22 protein-coding genes are annotated in these 21,044 nt (G+C 63.1%); 11 read left to right on the forward strand and 11 right to left on the reverse strand.

Features of this window, described 5'->3' with window-relative positions:
- The 10 genes from K2Z83_RS22750 to K2Z83_RS22795 form a co-directional block, all read right to left on the reverse strand.
- Positions 1-538: hypothetical protein (locus K2Z83_RS22750; RefSeq protein WP_220597466.1), on the reverse strand; the 538-nt coding region annotated here is incomplete at its 3' end.
- 71 nt (positions 539-609) lie between these two features.
- Positions 610-873: a hypothetical protein gene (locus tag K2Z83_RS22755; protein WP_220597467.1), complete on the reverse strand. Its 264-nt coding sequence runs from the start codon at positions 871-873 to the stop codon at positions 610-612.
- A gap of 5 nt (positions 874-878) precedes the next feature.
- Positions 879-1,334, reverse strand: a complete 456-nt coding sequence (locus tag K2Z83_RS22760) for an HNH endonuclease (protein ID WP_370650265.1) — start codon at positions 1,332-1,334, stop codon at positions 879-881.
- A complete protein-coding gene (locus K2Z83_RS22765) occupies positions 1,324-1,914 on the reverse strand; it encodes a hypothetical protein (RefSeq protein WP_220597469.1) in 591 nt (196 codons plus the stop codon). Before K2Z83_RS22765 ends, K2Z83_RS22760 begins: the two co-directional genes overlap by 11 nt.
- Before the next feature lie 18 nt (positions 1,915-1,932).
- The gene (locus K2Z83_RS22770) at positions 1,933-2,157 is read right to left on the reverse strand and encodes a hypothetical protein (RefSeq protein WP_220597470.1); all 225 of its coding nucleotides are present in this window, start codon (positions 2,155-2,157) and stop codon (positions 1,933-1,935) included.
- Positions 2,158-2,314: 157 nt separating this feature from the next.
- Positions 2,315-2,791 carry a hypothetical protein gene (locus K2Z83_RS22775; protein ID WP_220597471.1) on the reverse strand — a complete coding sequence of 159 codons (477 nt, stop codon included), beginning with the start codon at positions 2,789-2,791 and terminating at the stop codon, positions 2,315-2,317.
- Between the two features lie 301 nt (positions 2,792-3,092).
- Positions 3,093-3,338 carry a helix-turn-helix domain-containing protein gene (locus tag K2Z83_RS22780; protein WP_220597472.1) on the reverse strand — a complete coding sequence of 82 codons (246 nt, stop codon included), beginning with the start codon at positions 3,336-3,338 and terminating at the stop codon, positions 3,093-3,095.
- A 102-nt stretch (positions 3,339-3,440) separates the two neighbouring features.
- On the reverse strand, positions 3,441-3,761 hold the full coding sequence (locus K2Z83_RS22785; RefSeq protein WP_220597473.1) for a hypothetical protein: 321 nt from the start codon (positions 3,759-3,761) through the stop codon (positions 3,441-3,443).
- A gap of 366 nt (positions 3,762-4,127) precedes the next feature.
- Positions 4,128-4,415, reverse strand: a complete 288-nt coding sequence (locus tag K2Z83_RS22790; protein WP_220597474.1) for a hypothetical protein — start codon at positions 4,413-4,415, stop codon at positions 4,128-4,130.
- The gene (locus K2Z83_RS22795; RefSeq protein ID WP_220597475.1) at positions 4,416-4,874 is read right to left on the reverse strand and encodes a hypothetical protein; all 459 of its coding nucleotides are present in this window, start codon (positions 4,872-4,874) and stop codon (positions 4,416-4,418) included.
- A gap of 71 nt (positions 4,875-4,945) precedes the next feature.
- Here K2Z83_RS22795 and K2Z83_RS22800 point away from each other — a divergent pair, with 71 nt between their 5' ends.
- Entirely contained in the window at positions 4,946-5,098 is a 153-nt protein-coding gene (locus K2Z83_RS22800; RefSeq protein WP_220597476.1) for a hypothetical protein, read from the forward strand.
- A gap of 555 nt (positions 5,099-5,653) precedes the next feature.
- On the opposite strand, the gene K2Z83_RS22805 is transcribed toward K2Z83_RS22800, so the two are convergent.
- A complete protein-coding gene (locus K2Z83_RS22805; RefSeq protein ID WP_220597477.1) occupies positions 5,654-8,629 on the reverse strand; it encodes a DNA-primase RepB domain-containing protein in 2,976 nt (991 codons plus the stop codon).
- A 1,996-nt stretch (positions 8,630-10,625) separates the two neighbouring features.
- Here K2Z83_RS22805 and K2Z83_RS22810 point away from each other — a divergent pair.
- The 10 genes from K2Z83_RS22810 to K2Z83_RS22855 all read left to right on the forward strand — a co-directional run bounded on the left by K2Z83_RS22810 (position 10,626) and on the right by K2Z83_RS22855 (position 20,697).
- Positions 10,626-10,937 carry a hypothetical protein gene (locus K2Z83_RS22810; protein WP_220597478.1) on the forward strand — a complete coding sequence of 104 codons (312 nt, stop codon included), beginning with the start codon at positions 10,626-10,628 and terminating at the stop codon, positions 10,935-10,937.
- Between the two features lie 836 nt (positions 10,938-11,773).
- Positions 11,774-12,046, forward strand: coding sequence for a hypothetical protein (locus K2Z83_RS22815; protein ID WP_220597479.1), 273 nt, complete (start codon positions 11,774-11,776; stop codon positions 12,044-12,046).
- A 23-nt stretch (positions 12,047-12,069) separates the two neighbouring features.
- A complete protein-coding gene (locus tag K2Z83_RS22820; RefSeq protein WP_220597480.1) occupies positions 12,070-13,476 on the forward strand; it encodes a competence protein CoiA family protein in 1,407 nt (468 codons plus the stop codon).
- A gap of 323 nt (positions 13,477-13,799) precedes the next feature.
- The gene (locus K2Z83_RS22825; protein ID WP_220597481.1) at positions 13,800-13,994 is read left to right on the forward strand and encodes a hypothetical protein; all 195 of its coding nucleotides are present in this window, start codon (positions 13,800-13,802) and stop codon (positions 13,992-13,994) included.
- Positions 13,995-14,889: 895 nt separating this feature from the next.
- Entirely contained in the window at positions 14,890-15,204 is a 315-nt protein-coding gene (locus tag K2Z83_RS22830) for a hypothetical protein (protein WP_220597482.1), read from the forward strand.
- A gap of 706 nt (positions 15,205-15,910) precedes the next feature.
- A complete protein-coding gene (locus K2Z83_RS22835) occupies positions 15,911-16,174 on the forward strand; it encodes a hypothetical protein (protein ID WP_220597483.1) in 264 nt (87 codons plus the stop codon).
- A gap of 134 nt (positions 16,175-16,308) precedes the next feature.
- Positions 16,309-17,136 carry a phage antirepressor N-terminal domain-containing protein gene (locus tag K2Z83_RS22840; protein ID WP_220597484.1) on the forward strand — a complete coding sequence of 276 codons (828 nt, stop codon included), beginning with the start codon at positions 16,309-16,311 and terminating at the stop codon, positions 17,134-17,136.
- Positions 17,137-17,341: 205 nt separating this feature from the next.
- Entirely contained in the window at positions 17,342-18,646 is a 1,305-nt protein-coding gene (locus tag K2Z83_RS22845) for a helix-turn-helix domain-containing protein (protein WP_220597485.1), read from the forward strand.
- A 132-nt stretch (positions 18,647-18,778) separates the two neighbouring features.
- Entirely contained in the window at positions 18,779-19,561 is a 783-nt protein-coding gene (locus tag K2Z83_RS22850; protein WP_220597486.1) for a ParA family protein, read from the forward strand.
- Positions 19,561-20,697 (forward strand): ParB/RepB/Spo0J family partition protein, encoded by a 1,137-nt coding sequence (locus K2Z83_RS22855; RefSeq protein ID WP_220597487.1) that lies wholly within the window; start codon positions 19,561-19,563, stop codon positions 20,695-20,697. Before K2Z83_RS22850 ends, K2Z83_RS22855 begins: the two co-directional genes overlap by 1 nt.
- Positions 20,698-21,044: the final 347 nt, after the last annotated feature.

Here is a 21,044-nt window from a genome sequence, read left to right on the forward strand (position 1 = left end):
CCGATTGAATGACCACCGAGACAATGACGGTGCCGAGCGCGGTGGCGAGCAGGCGGGCCAGCCCGGCCAGCGGCCACCAGCCGAAGGCGCTGTCGTACCAGGGGTTGCGGGCGGCGATCTGCCAGAGCGCGGGCCAGTCAGTGATCAGGTCGAAGCCCAAGCTCACTTTGACCAGGAAGCCGAGCGCGGGCACGGAGATAAAGCGGGTCAGGCCGATCTGGACGGCAGAGGGCAACAGGGTGAAGCCGAGGCCGAACAGGAGCAGGATGAGCCCGGCGGTGGCGTCGTCGGCCCCGGCTTTGGTGGCGGCCGCGCCGACCTCGGCTTTGGCGGCGCTACCGTCGCCGATCAGGTCGGCGAACCAGAACCATGTGGAGCTGAGGTCGTAGCGCCACCAGAGGTAGGCCAGCGGGCCGAGGATGAGCAGCAGGCAGGAGAAGATCAGCAGTGCGCCGCCGCGTGAGAGCTGGCGCACGCGCGGGGCGAGCAGGCCCATTGCGGTGGGCACGTCCATCATGGTAATAATTGCCTTGAACATGGGGTACTCCTCATCAGGCGGCTGGACTGCCGCCACGGTCGGCGGGCTGCCTGGGCGCGTCCCAGGCGGCCTCAGAACGGCACCTGGTCATCGTCGTCGCCCTCATCGAGCCGGCGTCGGATCGCCGCGCGGGGCGGCTGCGCGCACCACGAGCACTGGGTCGCACTACGTCGGCGCAGCGGCTCAGGGATGACCATCCCACAGCTTCGGCAGTGCGTGCGCAGATACACCTGGATGGCCATGCGGGTCTCCTGATTGACGGTATCGGGCCATGTGGCCACGGCGTCCTCCAGCATGGCTCGCAAAAAACCGTATGTCTCAATCAGCTCATCCACAGTGGTTAGCCCTCCCAGACGAGCGGACGCCAGTCGGCGGGAATGATGCCGTCGCGCAGGGCGGCAGCGATCATGCCCTGATGGGCGATGTCAGCTCTCAAGACATGGCAGCGCCGGCAGAGGGTGCGTAGGTTGGCCATGTCGTTTGTGCCGCCCTTTGAGAGCGGGACGATATGGTCAATGTGGGCGACCTCCAGCGGTAGGGCTGGCGCATCGCCGCAATAGGGGCCGCAGCAGCGACCTTCATCGCGCCTCCACGTTTCTTGCCGACGTTTTGCCCAGATTGCGGGGGGGAGTCGTCGTCGTCGCTTCATCAGTGTGCCCTCTGGCGGCGGGCGGAATGATGAATTCCGCCCGCCGCATCGATGCCATGCCATGCCTCGCCTGGCCTTGCCTCGCCTTACCATGCCTCGCCTGACCGTGCGTTGCCTCGCCTCGCCATGCCATGTGTCAGGGTGCATCTGCGAGCACAAAGGACTCCAGTGCAAATCGGCCAAACCCGATCTGGCGGCCACTGCCCACCCCGGCGAGGCGACCGGCGTCGAGCACGACAGCCTCCATCTCGCTGCGACTAACGACGGTCTTATCCCAGGTGATCGCGAAGGTGAGCGTCCATCCGGTGGCGGCCGCGACTCGATATCGCACATTGCGCCCCTTGGTTACGGGGTTACGAACACTCCGGACATCGAGGTAGAACGCCTGCGTGGGGTCCGTGGTGAGGGGGTCGGGCAGGGGCTGATTGCCGACAAGAACCCGCTCGTCGCGCACCATGAGGGTGGAAACGAGCATTGATTGGATGGAGCCACGCCCGCGCTTGGTGAATTTCGCGGCCTCCTTGAGCGCCCCGAAGAGGTAGGTGGCGGGAAGGTAGGGCTGCCGCTGCGCGGTGAGGAACACGGTGCGGTGCCACTCGGTCGGGTCGTTGCCCGCCACGCCCGAGCGCTCCTGTTTGGTGAGGGGAATGGCGTCGGGGGTGAAGCCATGCCAGAGTAGCGGACGGGTGCCCTGAATGCTGATGGTCGCGTCAAGCATATTGCTCATGAGGTCTCTGCTCCAAGGTTATGAAAGATCGGGCGGGTAGGGGTTGTATTCGCAGTCGAGATCGTCCGGCTCGATGCTGACATCCCACCAGGCCGTGGCGGTGGGATAGTAGGCTGCGTGCTGGGCGCATGCCTGCCGCTGAACCACAATAGCCGCTGGAGTCAGCTCGGCGAGCAGCGCCCAGGCCGCAGCCGGGTCGTCCGAAAATGCGTGATTGAGCGCCCCCGGCGGATAGCAGTTCACGATGTGTTGCTTCCCGCCGGGGGTGATAACCTGGAACCGTAGCAGTGGTGGCACATGTCACCCCGACACCAGTACGCGCCGCCGTCGCCGTCGCCCGTCATTCGGCCCGTGCGGATTACGAGGTGGTTTTCGTGGGCGGCGCGGGGGGCGCTTTCGCTTACGCGGTAGCATCGGGTGCCTCGGACGCAGCGCATTCCCAGCTACGCAGGATCTCCTCGGCGCTGGTCGGGTAGCCGATTTCAGCGAGGATCGCTGCCTGGGTGATAGCTTGCTGTACACGCTGCCTCGGCGATAGTGCGCCAACGAGCATGCGGGCCGTGTCGATGTCCGCCTCCGCCAGGGTTTGCGGGTCGATCACACACCCGCAGACCACATCTGGGCCGATGGCCGTTGGGTAGTAGGTATTGATGATCCGCTGCCAGCCAGTTAACACCTCAATAGGTGAGGTACGCTCATCGAGCGCAGCGTGCGCCGTCGCCTGTGCCTGAATGTTGCGGGGACTCAAATTGATCAGAATGCTCGCGCCGAGGTCTGGACGGTTCTGGAGCAGATGCGCAAAGGCAAAGGGTTCCAGGGGAACTTCGAACTGCCCGGCAGCCGGGCGGCTGCGGGTGCGTGGGGGAAGGACAGACATCGCGACAATCCCTTGAGCGGAGGATGCCGCGAGGCAGGGGATATAGCTGTGATCTCACGGCGATCCTCCAGGTTGCTCTACGAGGCCATAGAGCGTTGGCTGCCCGGCGGAAATGATGGCGCCGGACATACAGCCCCCACCGCTGCTGCGGGGTGGGCTGGGATCGCTGCGATCTGTTACAATCGCGCCCAGCCTCACGCCTGCCTACTCAGGTGTGGGGTCAGCGGCTGGTTGAGGGCTCCAACCCCCTCTTCCAGCCGCGTCATTTCATCTCATATAGTATCTGAGTTCGTCAATACTGTCAAGAGCGGTCGCGAAATTTCTTGGGGATGTTTTCGAGGCTGCGCGAGGAGAGATATTCATCGATAGAGGCACGAGTAGTAACCCATTGTGAGCCAATCTTTTTAGCTTTAAGACGGCCACTTTTGGCGTATACCAGCAAAGAGCCTTTAGCAAGCCCCGCATACTCCGCCGCCTGCTGGAGCGAGATCAGCTCGCCGACAGTCAGCGGGTCAACAGGCTCGTTTTTATCGTTGGGGTCGGCCATGCGCCGCACCTTGTCCTTTATCAAATTTGGCTGTTCGGAAAGCCAACTGTGGCTATGGTACGGTTCATCGCCGCGCAGCGCAATAGGAACGGGTGTGCGGCGTCAGCGAGCGGAATCCCAGGACACATCTACCTGATTGCTCAACAGGCCCATGAACCAGCCGCCAAGCTGCACATAGCCAGCGCGGCGGATGCCCTGCTGATCCGCGACGGCGACGTAATAGATCATCTGCCCGCGCCTGTGGCGCCAGAAGTAGGGGCCGGCGCGAACATAGCGCGGCTCGGACTGGAGCAGGACGTAGCCGCTGGCCGTCGTCCAGCCCGCCAGCAGATCAGCGGCGCGGCGACATGACCACGCCCGGCTGGCGAGCGCGATGCCGATAACCAGCACCGATAGCAGAACGACCAGGATGTGATTATTCATCAAGCGACTCCCACCACTAGGCCCTGTGATCCAGGGCACACGCATGGTAGCGCCTGTTTGGCACCGAGCATGGCAGCCTGCTTAGGCTGGGGCGCTGAGGAGCGAGTACGGGCCACTGGCGGATTCCGTCAGTGGGCTGGGGCTGGGGCTGGGGGAATTGGAGCGAATACGGGCACTGGCGGAATCCGTCAGTGCCCGTTTGCTGTTTAGGACGTGGATGTGCAGTAGGTGCGCGGCGATATCCACGTATATGGGGAAGTATTCAGGGCTGGGGCTGGGGCTGTTGTGCGCTCAACCTGAAGCTCTGGTTCAGGATTGTGCCGCAGGGTCATTGTCCACTGCTATCAGCACCGGGGCGGAGCGGAGCTATGGCTTGGTCTTCTCCTCATAATCTGTCTGTGACGGAAACGGGATTGTGATGATCGCGATAATGAGGATCGTTCCCCCCGCGACCTCCCAAGAGACGAGATAGGCGAGGTTTGCGTGCATCCCTGGGGCGATGCGGATGATCTCGCCTTGGGGGCGCTTGTACCAGAACCACCCACCATCGGGATTGTTCTTCACGGCCCGGATCAGATTGGTCACACTTGTTCGCTGCTCAGGAGCAAGCTCCTGGAGCTGTGCGAATGCCTCGTCGCTAAAAGCGATGCGCATTTACCTGTCCTGTACTCCTGACCGCGTCAGTCGCTCGCCCGTTGGCTCTAGAGTCTCTGGGTCAACCACCCGCCAACCCTGCTGATCCGCGCGCTCGATGATCGCATCGACGGCGTCACGCAGGGTCTGGCTCGGCTGAGGAAAGAACTCCGCAATCAGAAACGGTGGCGTGTGCAGCACGGCTGCGACCCGCCGCTTCGTCGAGGGATGCACATCTTTCCGCTCAAGCATCCGGTAGTACGTACCTGTCGAGACCCCAAGCTGGGTTGCAAACTCTTCCACGCCCAGGCATTGGAGATTCCGATAATCTTCGAGTGAGCGCAGTACTGTCATTTCCGTATGCCTCGGTTTTGTTTCGTTGCTATTCGTTATCGTTCGTTGCTGATCATTGCTCGTCATTGCGGTTCGTTGAATCTGCCCCAGAATCGTAGCAGACCAGCCGTTTCCTGTCAATATCATGTTCGTTTTCCTTCAACTTCACGACTCGGCCTTGCGGCTATCGACGCCTCGTTGCGGATACCCGCACGTGCATGCTGCGGACGCTGCTGCCCGCACGGCCCACGCAGCCGCAGATCATCGATGTAGTCGCGGAGCCGCAGCCCGCACAGGGCGGCATGGGATGTCTGTTGCCGGTCGTCGTGATCATTGGGCTGCTCGTGGCCATGCGGATGATGGGGATGTGACTGGCGGATTCCGCCAGTGGAGCAGCTGGGGCTGGGGCTGGGGCTGGGCGCTGAGGAACAAGCACGAGCACAAGTACTGTCGGAATCCGCCAGCGATCAGGGGATTACCATGTTGTGCAACCCGTTCGATATGCGCCAACCACACACACTGCCTCGTCCAGCTACGATAGACACTGGCCATAGCACAACAGGCCGGACAGCCCCAGCCCCAGCCCCAGCCAACACGCTGCGTTGATTTTATAAAGGCTGAACTCCCACCTACATACCGGCCCGGAACGAGAAGATGAGCACCACGCCTCGCACGACAACCAGCGTGATCAAATCCAGAGAAATGCCCTGATAGCACCCTGCCCAGCCAGTAGTTCCCAGTCCTGCCTAGCCCTGACAGCCAGCAGCCCCAGCCCTGACAGCCAACGACGTAATAGTCGGCATCGTACTCCGCTAAGCCGCGCTGCGTAACACTGGGTACCGTACCCATCGACACCGTCTGCGCACCATTAGCATTGCCCTTCGCAGGAAACATGGCTGCGTATTCCGCTGGGCTGTACCACTCGCTCAGGGTGGAAAGGTGTCGTCTCTGCTTTTCGGTGGCCGCACCACGCCGAACCTTGCCTGTGAGAATGAAGTACAAGCTGCGCTTCGCCACATCACACGGCGGGCCTTTGATGCGCTCGGGCGCAGGATCGGGCGCAGGATCGGGCGCAGACACCTGCGACACAGGCGTGAGCGGAGGCGCGGTAGCGGCCAACTCGTCCAACCGGGCATACATGGCCCGGAAAAGCTCATCACCACTGAGCCAATTTTCAGCTTCCCGCGCAGGCGCGCGTCCCCAAGTTCCACCCGCCGGTTAGGGTCGTAGCTCGCGCCGCCTTCGTAAACCACTGCCCTGCATCCTGCGACGTGCGATACGGACTTCTGCGCGGCGATAGCGTCACGGATGACGAGCGCAGGTATGGTCTGTTCCATCGCTCCTGGGGCTTCCTGCGCGATCAACGAAGCAGGGCTGGCATCGTAGCATGGTTGGCGGGCAACGTGTGGGGCACGAGAGGCGAAGATACGGGCATCATCAGCGGCAATCACCACCTCGTCGTCGTTCACGCACTCGCTTGTCGGCAGATCCTCAGCAGGCACCTCGCAGATGCCGTTTACCATCCACGCGGCGACAGCGCCAGGGTCAAGCAGTTCACCGATGGGGGCAAACTGAGCCATCAGGTTCATCCAGGAAACCTCACCCATCGCGTCAGGCTCACCCGCCAGGGTGCCGTATTCGACATACAGGTTGGCGTCTGCCGGAGCCCCGTCAGGCTGCTCAGGAGCGGGCACGACTACCGGCGCAGTTCCGGCAACAGCAGCATCGCCAGCAACGGCAGTGACGACAAGATCCTCATCAGGCTGCTCAGCAGCGGGCAGGGAAACCGGCGCAGTTCCGGCAACAGCAGCGCCGGTCGGAAGCTCACTATTGGCGGAAACCGCAGTGACGACGATTTCGTCGTCAGGCTGCTCAGCAGTGGGCAGGGAAACCGGCGCAGGCGGACTGTTCCACCGACGCCGCGCCCAAAACGCCGCGCTCTCCCTGGTTTCGTACACGTCCTCTAGGTATCCATCTGGCCCGCTCACCGTCCAGTACACCCCGTAGCGTGAGCGATACCCGGCATAGTCGCACTGCGCAAACATGCATCCGGGCGGCAGCGCATCAGGAGCAGGCGATGCTGCAACAGCCGGTATCGAGCCAGCCACAGCCGGTAGAGACACAACCCCCCCCAGGTCAACTGGCGTGCCCTGCGCTTGGACTCCGTTAGCCGCAGCCGGTAGAGACACAACTCCCCCCAGGTCAACTGGCGTGCCCTGCGCCTGGACTCCGTTAGCCGCAGCCGGTAGAGACACAACTCCCCCCAGGTCAACTGGCATGCTCTGCGCGCGAACTCCGTCAGATGCAGGTAGAGACTCGATCCTATAGAGATACTGTAGGGGGGATTGTGTCTCTATAGAGGTGAAGGAACTTCCAAATTCCTCATCCTGACGGGAAATTCTCGTACCGTCATTATCGCCTTCGTGCAGGATGATGAAGGATTTTGCTGGGGGGTCGTGTGGGATGATGACGGACTTCGGCGCGTCAGCCCCAGTCAGTATTAGCCGACCATGCTGGCGCTGAAGATGCCCGGCATCCGTCAGTTCTCGCTCACGCCGTTCAATCGTCGTACGCGAGACGCTGATGCCATCCCCGGCCAGAGCCGTCACAATCTGACTCACGGTCATCGCGACCGCACCCCCAGCAGCATGGTTGTGTAGCCATGTGAGGTATGCATCCGAGGCGAGGTGCTGGAGCCCAGCCTTTACCCGTGGCTGCCGTAGCGGCGTGCTGGTTTGCGTATAGCCACCGCCCGTCGGACGGCGCTGGAGTTCACGCCCTTTGTCTGCCAGCTTCGCCTGGATTTGTGGGAGGGCCTTTGAGATGCAGCGCGCGACATCATTGAGGAGGCTCTGTATCGTGCGCTGTTTACCGCATGGCAATGTCCCGGCTTTCGTCCAGTACACAATGAGGGCGGCGATCTCGTGATCGAGGAACCCGACACTCGCCAGCCCATAGATGACGCGGTAGCGCGCCTCAGAGGGCGTCGGGGCGCTACCAGGATCTTTCAGCGTCCGCGCCGCAATGCTCTGCGGTCGGACGGTCTGTCGAGCGCGCTGACGATGGGCGTCGATATTGCCGAGTGCCACCTCAACGAGCCCCTCTGGGATGTCGGTGAGTTCACCTCCATCCAGACCCCCAGCAACCTCGGGCCAGCGCGCCGACAGCTCCTCAGGGGTGATCTCATTGCCGTTGAGCCAGACGAGCCGTACCTGATGATTCTGTTCGTTGCGCTCGCCCTGTTGGGCCTTCGTGTTGTACCCACCGGCGACCCGGATCGGTTTCACGGGGTCACTGCTGGCGGGATCGCCCCCGAGAGCAACCCGGCCACGCCGCTGGAGTACACGCCGCTCAGCAGCGGTCAGGGGGCGGCTGAGCCGAAACAACACCTGATAATTACCAGGTGTTGTTTCGAGCACCAGCGCGGCGTCGCGGATAAGATCGAGATTTTTGATGTCGTCGATCCAGAGCCACAGACAGGCATAGGCTGTTTTCTCCTGACGCCGTGGCTCAGTGTGCTGCGTCAACGAGACATACACATCGCCATAGCGTGCGGCGCAGCGCTCAATATCGCGGACGATTTCCCTCCATTGCGTAGCGTGATGCCAGGAGAACTGGAAAAGTTGGGCGTCCTTTGCTGAGGGATCGCCCTCGCAGTACCAGACCGACACCCAGCCGTCGCCGAGTCCATGTAGCGCATGAATTTGACGCTCGGTGTCGGAGAGCGAGTGTTCTGGGGATGAGCTAAAAATTACACTCTGATGTGTAATTTCCTGTGCAGTTTCATGTCGTCTGCTGCCATTCGCTGTCGGTTGTACAGTGCGAGAAATCGCATTCTGATGAGAAATGTCGGTGGGTGTTGTTTCCCCCACGGCATCGGCAGAGGGCGCGCTCATCGTCATCACTGCCCCCCGAGGATCGGCACGGATCGTACGGCGGCGTGTGGGATTGGATGGGGGTGGGGGTGTATGCGTCGATGCATGGCAATTTTCTCATTTTCCGCGTATTGACGCGGAATCATCAATGTTATACAATAGGGTGCAATGCCTATTGCGCCCTGTCCGTTGCGATCACTCAGTCCGCCTGGCAGGGCGGGCTGTGTGCGTCTGAACGTTGTCGTTCCCCTGATCATCATCGATGTAGCTCCACCCTGTCCTCCGCGCCATCCCTCATCGCCTGCTGCGCCCTGACCATCTCACCCATTGTGATCAGGAGATCAGGATGGCGGAGTAGCCAGCGCACTGGACGGGGGATAAAACCACCCCAGTACCGTTGATGCTGCGCTGGCGACAGTTCGGCCAACGCCTGCGGGTGCCGAGTGACTGCCTCACGAAAAATCCTGGACTGATCGTTCACCCAGACCCCGGATCTACCAACCTGCCCGACCTCATCTCTCTCCGTCCGTTCTGGCAATCCCCAACCCTCCTTTCGTTTGTGTAAGCAATAAAAATATTATAATTCACCGATGTTGGTCCGTCAAGAGCCTTCGACCTGCGAGATTCACCACGGAGGAGCACGCCTTGCCAAGACCAGATAAAGAACATACGTATTCCTCGCTTGGGTCGCCACGCTGATGAAGCACGCATTAGGATCATGACACGTAGTCCTGTAATGGCGTCTGGAAGACCTCTTACGCAGTTTTTCATTTTATCGCGCTAGGTTGGATCGCACCACTCCAGAACGCTGCTTGGTGAAGCGCTTGATTTTGCACGGTCTTACATAGAGTGTCCACGCCCTCTGCGGGCTTCCTTGAGTACAGGCAGACGATCCCAGAAAGTCTTTACACATTATCCGGCTCGATGATCGTGTCGCGTGATACCCTCTCGCGCAGCAGTTTCTTATTACTCATATTCAAATTCCATTTCTACAAGTATTTTATTGTATAAATTAAACCAATATCGTTAAAGGCGACCCCAAATTTAATTTGCATGGAAATTAAATTTGAGCGCATTTTGTCGCCCCCCCTGGGTAGCTCATGCACCTCGCGTTCTGGGGCGGGTTTTAGCGAGGGGCATGGAGTCAGTGTAAACATTTTGTTCTCCTGGTTCAGGCCGTGCCGCACGAGAACCCCAGATGGCATAGCCGGGTGATCACCCTCTGGGCTATCAGCGTGGCTGGGCTCGCTGAGACGACCGACCAGGAGGCTGGATGTACTGCTGCTGCCACACGTCCGACTCAGCGCTCGCACCCACGCCTGTTGCGTTGCGTTCGGCGCGTGACGATCCTCATCGTCACGACCTTGATCACGACGGGCACACTCCCCGCTGCTCGGTTCATCTCGAACCCTGGACGGAGACGATTGACCCTGGAGCGACCATACCCAATGCACGATATCGCAGCAGAACACCGCATAATAAAAAACCTACATCAGAACCGTCACTGGCGGATTCCGCCAGTGGGCCGACGAGTGCCGTACCGACGAGTGCCGTTGCCCTTCGCCCCATACCGCGCCCAATGACTACATGCGCGGGCCGCTGACGTGGCTTAGTCGGAAGAGACGACAGAAGGGACGGCTCGCTGCTCCTGGGGCCGCACAGCGGGCCGGGACAGTGCTCATCGTGACTATGCGACGACGTGGGCCTTCTTTCACGCGACATGGGACAGCCGGACAGCCTGTTCGCGGATGAACGGCACCAGGACACGCCGGGCAAAATCGCGTGAAAGAAGGCCCACGTCGTGTGAAATCTGACAGCGTCATTGCGCAGGTGAAATGCCTCCCACCGTCGCATCCCACTGCGCCGAGCATAGGCTGAAGAAGTCCTGCACGTAGCGGGTGCGCTCCTCGTGGAGTTACCCCTCACTGATGCTCCCCTGGGCGCTGAGCAGCTCGCCAAGGTCAGGCCGGATCGCGTAGCGGGCGTAGTTGGTCACCAGCCAGATCTGGGTGCTGATCGCCGTGTGAAGCTGGGCGACGGTGATACGCTTGCGGGCGAGGAGGAAAGCGGCTCCCCTTCGCCGCATTCCTCGGCGCGGGTCCTGGGCGAGCAGGCGATCCGTCGCCTGCACCACCAGCAGCGCGCTGATGACTTCGTGGGGGAGCAGCTCGTAGTGGACAGCCCGCTCCGCGATCTGGAACGGCGCGAATCCATGTCGTTTGCGATGAGCCAGAACAGCTCCGGGCAGGAGTTGCAGATAGAGCAGGAGACCGTTCCTGGTGATGTGCCTATCCAGCCGCAGCCGACCGAGCTGGTGACACGTTTCCTCGACTGAGCGCGCCGACTTCCCGTAGGGAGAACGACATCACACCCTACACCACGACCCTCACCTCGCTCCGGCGCTCCGCTTCCCTCTGGTCGCCCGGCCACTCGGGTTCCGCACTACGCAGGCTTCGTGCTCCACCCTCCTGTCCGTGCTCCCGTCGCTCGCGTCGGCCTTCGCTTGATGTGTGTGTCTCGCCGGATGATCGTCGCCCGCTCACTGCGCTTCGCTGATCCCGCAACGCGAGTCCTTGCTCCCCACGCGAGCGCCCGAGCGCCGCCGCCGGAACGATCCGGCGAGGCCGATCTCCACGAGACATGGGTGAGGCGAACGCCGGGGAGGGGGGTGAAAACCCTCTAAGAATGTCTGCCGGAACGCCGCGCCAGAGCGCCCCGCGCCCCGGTGTCTAGGAAGTGGAAACGACGCGAAAACGACAGGAAAACGACCGCTATGCGACGGGCAAAGCGACGGGCTATCCGACGTGCAGCCGACATGGACGCGACAGGCAAGGCGACGACCGATGCGACCGCCACGCGACGACCGAGACGGGCGAGGGGGGGGGCGCATGCGCCCCCCCCTCGCTCTCAGGTGTGCAGCATGCGTCTCTGGATGTTGCGAGCGATGCCCCGATCTGGGGTGGCCCTCGGCACTAGGACATCGCTGGACGGGCGGCGATGGCAGAACCAGCGCTGGCCACACTGGCGGATTCCGCCAGTGACCGGCACGGCACCCTGCCGTGCGTGTCGTGCGGGGCTGCCGCCCGATGTGCCGCCGGACGCTGGTGCTGCTGCGGTTGCGCCAGCGGGCGATCATGCATGAAGCAGCGCCCTATCGCGAAGGAGCCGCCGATGCGTGTGATCATCAAGGAGCGGGCGAACGGTTGGGCCTGGGATCTGATCTTGGTGGCCGACGAGCCGTTCGAGCAGATCAGCCAGGCGCGGATGCCGATCACGGCCTACGCCATCGTGCGGGGCTGGTTTGATCTGGTCGGGGCGGTGTTGAGCCACGAGTCGATCCCGGCCTGGGAGCGGCTCTGCGAGAAGGCCCAGGGCCAGCAGCGCACGCCGCTGAACCGCGAGGCTCCGCTTGCCCCCGATAGCCGCCGCCGGCACGCCGCGTAGCCAGACCACATGCGAGGAACGCAATGCTCGTCCCGCCGCACATCCGCCCGTCCTGGGTCGTCGTCCACGGCGCTTGCTGCCATGTATCGACGCTTGCCGCCCTCGCCCCGGCGGCGCGGCCTCCCGCATACTGCCCGCTCTGCGAGGAGCTGATCACGCCGAAGGTCGGCGCTATCCGCACGCACCACTACGCGCATCGGCCCGACTCGCGTTGCGCTGCTGCCCACCCCGAGACCGCCCTGCATCTCAACACCAAATTCTACCTCGCGCAGCAGCTTCGATCTGCCTCATCGCTGCGCGTCGCGCAAACCTGTGCGGGCGGGCGCTGCGGGGCCAGGCGGGAGATCGTCTGGCAGGCCGACTGGGATGACGTGGCGGTCGAGTTCACGCTGGGGTCGCTCCGCCCCGACATCGCGCTGCTGAAGGGCGGGAGGGTCGTTGCGGCCATCGAGGTTGTCGTCACGCACGCGATGGGCGACGACAAGAAGCGGATGCTCGGCGAGGCGGCGGTGCCGTGGGTGGAGCTAGAGGCCAGTGCGGCACTGTACGAGGGGGATGCCCCGTGGACGCCCGCGCAGCCGCTCCCTGTCTGGAGAAGCAGCACGCTCCCGCCCTGGACGTGCGACTCGTGCGTTGCGGCCCAGCGGCAGGCGGCGCTGCGTGAGGCGCAGATCCAGCGGGACGCCGAGTACCGACGCCACAACTACGAGACGACCCGCGAGGCCATGATGGTCGACTCCTACTTTTGCTCAGGCAAGAAGTACCGCGAGGTCGCCTACCTTGTCGAGCGCTACCGGCGCGACACCTGCGTTGGGGTCTTCGTCCGAACGGAGGATGGAACGGTGATCGCGGACGCAAGCGGCGACACCCCCGAGGCGCTGCACACGCAGGTCAAGGCGGCGGTGGAGGCGAAGCTTGATCAGCTGCGGGCGCGGCCCGCCACCGACGTGGTGCATGTGCGTATCGCTTGGCGGCGCTGGGAGAAGGGGCGAAAATTTGTCGCCAAGGACACGGGGCGCTTTCCGTTCTCGTACACCTGGGACGCCGCAGCGGGGCGATGGCGACGCCCCTACGACGAAGAGGCCGTCCACGCGATCAAGGTGGTCGATCTCTACTTCTCGGCGGGGGAGAAGCGGCGCGAGATATTCTACGTCGTTCAGCGATATTGGCAAGGGTTGTGCGCCGAGGCGCTGATCCGCACCGGGCAGGGCGACATCCTCGCCGTTGAGCCGGGGGAGCTGACTGAGCCCACGCGCGACCGGCTCAACCGTGTTGTGCGCGACCGGCTTGCCGCACATCACCGCGCCGGCGCCCTCGTGGATGCCTGGGCGTGGCGGCGCTGGGAGCCGGGCACCCCGCTCCTGGTCGCTGACGAGGAGCGCTATGTCTGGGGTGTCGCCACACGCACCTGGGAGCTGGCGTCGGAGTGAACCACTTTTGGGAGGATGCGCCGTGCGGCTGGGGCTGGGGCTGGCCGGCGTCGAGGTGCGAACGTATCGCACGAAACGACAATGAGGTGTGCGGGCCGACTCTGCCGTGTCGCTGCCCGCCCGCCGGCCACGCACCAGGCCCGCAACCGCCAGTGGCGGATTCCGATATATGCATCCGACGAGGCGAGTCGGCCCGCGCAGAGGTGTGCGGGCCGACTCTGCCGTGTCGCTGCCCGCCCGCCGGCTCCGTCCACGCACCGAGCCAGGAGTTCACCTCCGTCCCCGCTCGCTTCCAGGCGGATTGGCTGCGCGGCGTCGGGCGTGTGCGCGACCTTCCGCAGCCGCTCCTGCGCGCAATCGGCGGCGGCTTCGCCCTGATCGACTCGGCCTGGGCGAAGGGCCAGATCCCCGCCTGGCTCTTCCCCTTCATCAAGGATCTCGGCGTGTTGACCGCGACCTGCGCCGATGCAAGCGGGGATGATCTGCTGTTTGTCGAGCGGTGTGCGCCGGGGAGCTGAGGTCGCCCGCCCAGCGATGTCCTGGTGCCGAGGCCACCCAGATCGGGGCATCGCTCGCAACATCCAGAGACGCATGTCGCACACCTGAGAGCAAGAGGGGGGGGCGCATGCGCCCCCCCCCTCGCCCGTCTCGGTCGTCGTGTAGCGGTCGCATCGGTCGTCGCCTTGCCTGTCGCGTCCATGTCGGCTGCACGTCGGATAGCCCGTCGCTTGACCCGTCGGATAGCGGTCGTTTTCCTGTCGTTTTCACGTCGTTTCCACTTCCTAGACACCGGGGCGCGAGCGGCTCTGGCGCGGCGTTCCGGCAGACATTCTTAGAGGGTTTTCACCCCCCCTCTCCGTCGTTCGCCTCATCGGAGTCTCGTGGGATCGGTCGGATCGTTCCGGTCGCTCGGTCGGTCGGATCAATGACCCGCCGTGCGGAATCAATGACCCGCGATGAGTGAAGCGGGGCGATCATCCGGCGAGACACACACATCAAGCGAAGGCCGACGCGAGCGACGGGAGAACGGACAGGAGGGTGGAGCACGAAGCCTGCGTAGTGCGGAACCCGAGTGGCCGGGCGACCAGAGGGAAGCGGAGCGCCGGAGCGAGTAGGGAGTGGTGTCGGGGTGAGTATGTCGTTCTCCCTACGGGAAGTCGGCGCACGCAGTTGAGGAAACCTGTCACCCGCTCGGTCGGCTGCGGCTGGGGCTGCGGCTGGGGCTTGCGGCTGGGCTGGCAGGCAACAACACCAGGAACTTGTTCCTGCCCTCTGCGGGAACTCATTCCCGTGGGCCATTTCTGTAACGAGAGGTGCGTAGGCTATAGGGCAGCGCCCACGTTTGGCGCATGTCGATGAGGTAGCATCCCACGCCTTCGGTGGGGCTATCACGAGAGGGAGACCACGCTGCGAATGCCCCGTCCTTTCATCGTCGCGCTGGCGCTGTTGGTGCTGATCGCCGCCGGGTGTGCCACGCCGCCTGCGCCGTTCAATCAGCCCGTCACCTCGATCCCGCTGCCGATTGCGGAGCAGGCGCCCATGCCGCCCGTGCAGCCCGGTGCCTCCTCGGCACAATTAACGCTCGGGGGCAGTGCGCAGCACACGGGCGCGGATGTCGGCGGCGCCGACACCATGCAGGTGCTGCTCGCGGACGCCGCGAACGATGTCGCCCCGTCGTCAGCGACGGGACGATCTTTCTGGCCTCGCCCTCCGTGCTGTACGCCGTAGACACCACCACGGGCGCGGGCAGACGATCCGGACGGCAGGGCAAGGCGGAACTGATACCGCTGAACCAACCAGTATGTGGAATAATACCCATATCCCAACGCATATGAGCGCAAGTATTGTAAATCATTTTCCAAAAAATGAAAGCCGCATACATACCCGTTCACTTATTTTTTACCCTTCCTAATGAGATATATTTTTGTGGTTTGTCGAAAACTTTCGCATACCCCACCGTAAAACACTTGACACATCTGACCGACCAGCAGCCCGACCCCAGCCGCCCGCGAGGTGGGAGTGCATGCCAGCCACAAGCAAGCCGGTCAGCCGACGACCCCGAGGGCGTGCAGCCGAACGGCGTACTGTCCAACAATGCCGTTGCGCGGTCGGCTCGGCGGTTATGCCGTCATCGGCTCAGCGGTCGCATCGGGCATCGGCTGATAATCAACGAGCTTGGGAGCGGGAACCGCTGGCAGAGATAGGTAGATGTCGGCTGGGGCTGCTGGCTAGTCTGGGGCCACACGCACTGGCGGAATCCGCCAGTGCATGTGGCCGCACAGATCCTCGTCACACCATTGTCTGCGCACCGCTGTCACGATCTTGACACTCCTGTTAGATCATTTATAATCCTTCTCAGTTCTATTGAAAGGAGCGGCCAACGATGGAGAATGCCACCATTACCGGCTCTAGGCCATCATCCCCTGGAGGCGCTATGCGTACGCGGAAATTCATCTGCCTCGCGCCTACATTTACGGACACCATCGCCCAGGCCGAAATCTCACTTGCAGAGTTTGCCCGCGAGGCGGATGTGGCGGAGTCAACAATCCACCACCTGGTGAACCCCGCCAGCCACCCGGAGCGCAAGGGCGGCATGCGCCGTGAGACGGCATGGAAGTTGGCGAATGCGCTCTCCCGCCGCACCCAGCTCACACCCCAGGAGGCGTATCGCGCACTGATTGTCGAAGAGCTACGGTGAAGCGTGCTCCGCGACCCACGCAGCGAGGTATTGCCCCGTGAGCACGCAAGGGGATAACCTATGTTACCCCCTCTGTTCGACCAGTGAGCCCAGGGGATAACCTATGTTCCCCCCCCTGTACAGGAGCGTGAGCCGTGCCCGCACCACGACAGAAGGTCGTCACCTTCTACGGCGACGAGGTGATCGCCATCCAGCAGCCAGACACCGGCGCGATCTTCGTCCCCATCGCCCGCCTCTGCGACAATCTGGGCATCGCCCGCAACCGTCAGGCGCAGCGCATCCGCGAGCACCCGGTGATCAGCCAGGGCTTTACCAGCATGCTGATCGACACTGGTGGTGGCGCACAGGAGTCGCAGTGCCTCCGCCTGGATATGATCCCCTACTGGCTGGCTGGCGTGAACGCGAACCGGGTCGCCGAGGGCGTCCGCGAGAAGCTCATCCGCTACCAGACCGAGGTTGCAACCGTGCTTTGGGAGGCGTTTCGGCCCGAGATCCTGGCCGCAGGCGAGACACCCATCGCCGCACCGCTACGCAGCGGCGCCGAGCTGGCCTACGAGATCGCCACCGCTGTCCAGCACCTCGCCCGCCAACAGATGGATCTGGAGGCCCGACTGAACCGGGCGGGGCAATGGGCAAAGACCGTGGACCTGCGCCTCGACACGGTGGACACCCACATAGGTGAGGTTGAGGATCGCCTGGGAACGCTAGAGCTTCAAGTCAGCCCCCAGCAGCCGATCAGCGAGGAGCAGGCAGCTGATTTGGCCCTGTCGGTCAAGGCAGTCGCGAACGCCCTTGAGCAGCGCGGCACCCGCAACGGCTACCAGCGCGTCTATGGCGAGCTCTATCGCCAGCAGGGCATCACCAGCTATAAGAATCTCCCGCGCGGCACCTTCGCCGCCGTGATGGACTGGCTCAAGGCGTGGCATGCGGAGTTGATTCAGGACGACGCGAGACCGCAATAGGAGGGGCCGAGACACCGCAGGCCAGGAGCTGCGAAGCGCGGGGATCACCGGATAAGCTAACCCCCAACCGTGCGATGTGGCCAGCGGTGTATCCACACTGACGAGAGAAGAGTCGCGAGCCCGGCCCTGTGCCGGATCTCACGACATAGTAATGCCACTGCTAAGCTTGGCGGCGCGCAGTGGCATCACGTAGGAGCTAACTATCATGTCCGATGATACCACACCTTCAGGGCGTGCGCGACTACGCACACCTGATAGCGCAAAAATAAAGATCAAGGGCCGATGGACCGCGATCCCCAACCGGATGCTTCTCGATCAGCGACTCAGCCGTGATGCACGCATCCTGGGCTGCCTCCTCTTTATGCACGCGGGCAACAGCGGAAAGGCATTCCCTAGCCAAGAGGAACTGGCCGCCGAACTGAGCTTCACCGCCCAGACACCTGTCACGGACGCCAATGGAAAGACCGTAAAAGATGCTGACGGCAGACCTGTCACTGAGGAGGTCCGCCGCGATATCACGATCCGCAGCATCCAACGCTGGCTCAACGAGCTTAGAGAGGCCGGCTGGCTTGACTGGCGCCAGACCATGCGCAACAACGAGTATATCCTGCTCGACCCGGATGAATCTGGCGAGCACGTAGCGCCCGATCCCAGCGCTTCATCGCTCAGAAATACCTCACCAAGGGCCAAGAAACACGTGTTTGCCACGACAGCAGTGTCGCCCTCGAACACGACAGAGGGATCGCCTGGGGCGACAGCAGTGTCGCCCTCGAACACGACAGAGGGATCGCCTGGGGCGACACTGCTGTCGCCCTCGAACACGACAGAGGGATCGCCTGGGGCGACAGCAGTGTCGTACTCATCCTCTTATAGAGACTCATTAATGCTAGACTCATCATCAGAAGAGAGTTTTGTTGATGATGGGACATCATCTCACGCTGTGGTCGTCGACTCATTGACCGCAACCCTGCACACCGAGTCGTCGCGCTATCTTGCCGAGAAGGCCATTAGTGCCGCGCTAGAGTTTCGTGATCTGCCGCTGTATCTCGTCGAGCGTACATGGCACGATGTCATGGGCCGCGATCCGGGTGCAACCCCTGGTGCTGTGGTCCTCGCCTTGCGCGCAATCGCTGCTGCCCGCGCCGCTGCACCGCCACCCATACCGGATGCAGACGACCTCGAAGATGACGCGCATGTACTCCCGCGAGCTAATGAGGCGACAGTGATGACCCCTGTGATCGACGAGCATGCGCAGCGAATGAATCAGCTGTGGCAGACTGCCATGAGCGCGCTTCAGACCCAGCTGCCGCGCCCCGAGATCGACACCTGGCTGCGTAACACGACCCTCCTCACCATGGATAATGGCATTGCGACGATTAGCGCCGTAACCGCTTTCCAGAAAGAGGGCTTAGAAAATCGCTACCTTGCCCCAATCCGCCGGGCGCTTGGCGCGATCATCGGCGCACCGATCCAGGCGCGGGTGGTACTCGGCGCGCCGGAACATGGCTGAGGGTGATGGCGATGCGGCGTGGGGGGGGCGTAATGTATTACGCCCCTGCGATTGGGCGTACAGATGCGGCAAACCTCGATTCGGGAAGTTGCACGTAGCGCCAGATTTTGTCTTGAAACAGCAGGGGTCGCGATGCAGATCTATGGGATCGCTCTGGAGAAAGGCGGGGTCGGTAAGACATCCGTCGCCGTCAACCTAGCCGCCGCATTCAGCAAGGTCAACCTGCGCGTGCTGCTGATCGACCTGGACGCCCAGGCGCACGCAACCTCGTGGCTTGGTGTTCGTCCTGACGCCGTCCGACCCGAGGACAGCATGCTCGGGATCGTCCAGGGGCGCCCGCTGCGCTCCTGTGTGCAGCCATCGCCGGCGGGGTTTGACCTGCTGCCCGCGCACCCCGCCATGGCCTCGCTGCCGGTGCAGGTCGCCGGCGCGCTCAACAGCGGCCTGTTTCTGCTGCAAGATGCGCTCGTCCAAGCGAGCACGCCCACCCCCCCCTATGATGTGATTATCCTCGACCTCGCCCCCGCCCGTGGCCCGGTGCTCGCCACCGCCCTCAGCGCCATGACCCGCTGCATCGCCCCGGTGCAGCCCGAGGATCTGGTGCTCCAGTCGCTGCGCGCGCTCACCGACTCGGTGCGGGCCGCCCAGCGCGTCAACCCACGCCTGCGCGGGCTAAGCGTGCTGCGCAACCGCTATGCGCCCCGCAGCGCGGGCGACCAGATCTATGATGCGACGCTGCGCGAGACGTACGCCGGATCGCTGCTCCAGACGATCCTCCCTGTGCGCGCCGCGCTCCGCGATGCGGCCGGCATGCAGCAGACGGTCTTCGCCTACGGGGGCTCCGACGCGCCCGAGGTGCGCGCCCTCTTCCTCAACCTGGTCGAGGAGCTGATCACCCTTGATGGAGGCGTCTGATGCCCCCGCGCACCTCTGACCGCCTGCGGGCGCTCCAGGAGCGAGCGGCCTCCCTCGCCGCACCGGCGACCACGCCTGATACCGCGTCTATCGATACTGGTCAGGCCGTCGCCGCCGCTGGCGCACACTTCGGCGCGCTCGCCGACCTCGGCCAGCGCACCATTCAGCGCATCGCCACAGAATCCATCGCGCCAGATCTTCGCCCCGACCGTCGGCAGGCCCGCCTCCTGCCGCTCCCCGAGGATCTCGTCATCGATGGGGCCTCTGTCCCCGCCTATGCGGATCTCGTGGCTGAGCTACGTGATCTTGGCCGGTCGCTCAAGGAGCGTCAGATCCAGCCCATCGTGGCTTACGCCGGCACCAGTTCCGACTACCCGACTGCCCGCTACCTCATCCTGATTGGCCACCGCCGCTGGACCGCTGCGCGACTGCTGGGTCTCGACACCTTAGATACAATCGTGGTGGATGAGCCCGCGCCCGCCGACCGGGTGCTCATCCAGTACGCGGAGAACGAGGCGCGCGAGGAGTTCTCCGACATGGAGCGGGCCTGGTCGCTGCTCCAGATGAAGCAGGCCCTTGGCGATGCGCCATGGGAGGTGGTGGAGTCGCGCATGCAGCTCAGCCGGGCGCGGCGTCAGCAGCTGCTCCGCCTCGTCGCCTTCCAGCCCGAGCAGCAGCAGCAGATCGCGCGGCTCCGCCTCCAGGAGACCCAGATCCGCACCCTACACAGCGCCCTCCGTGCGAACGAGATCACCGCCGCCCAGGTTGATAGCGTGATGCGCCGGCTCGACACCATCGCCGCCGAGCGGTCGGTGGCCGCACAGCAGCACGAGTCTGACGAGGGGAGCGCGGGCGCATCCCCCCGGCGGGCGGGTATCGATGGCCCGACGGTGTCGCGCCTGGTCGCACGTGTGCGCCGGGCCAGTGACGAGCCGGCGCACACGCCCGCCCCCCGCTGGCTCCCCGCCCTGCGCCAGCAGGTCACCGATACGGCGCGGGGGCTCGCCCGCGCTCGTCCGCGCATGGAGGGCCTGGGCGCGGAGGAGATGGCGGCCCTGCGATCTGATCTCGATCAGCTCCTGACGGAGATGGAGGCATTTGCCGCCGCCCTGACGCCACCGGAGACTGGGGCATAGGGTCGGTGTCGGGCGCAAGCCAGCGATAGCGTCTGCGCAGCACCCTTGGCGCATGCGGAGGGCTTGGGTATCATACCCAAGCCCTCCGCATGCTTCGCATGGCGTCACGAAAGATTCCATTATTGATGATGCCATGCGGGCTTATTCACACTAACAAATTTTTGACAAATCGTTCATCTTTTTTCTTTAATTGCCGTTGTATATAAACATTTTTTCATTGCAATTTATAGGTGCTATGATTTATAGTATACATACTGAAAAACCTATATCTACACTAGATTAGGATCGGTGTGACATTCCTTGCCTGTTTGTCGCTCACCTATCAATTTGCGCATCTCCGTAAATGG

Source organism: Oscillochloris sp. ZM17-4 (assembly GCF_019599295.1).
In the GTDB taxonomy this organism is placed as follows: domain Bacteria; phylum Chloroflexota; class Chloroflexia; order Chloroflexales; family Chloroflexaceae; genus Oscillochloris.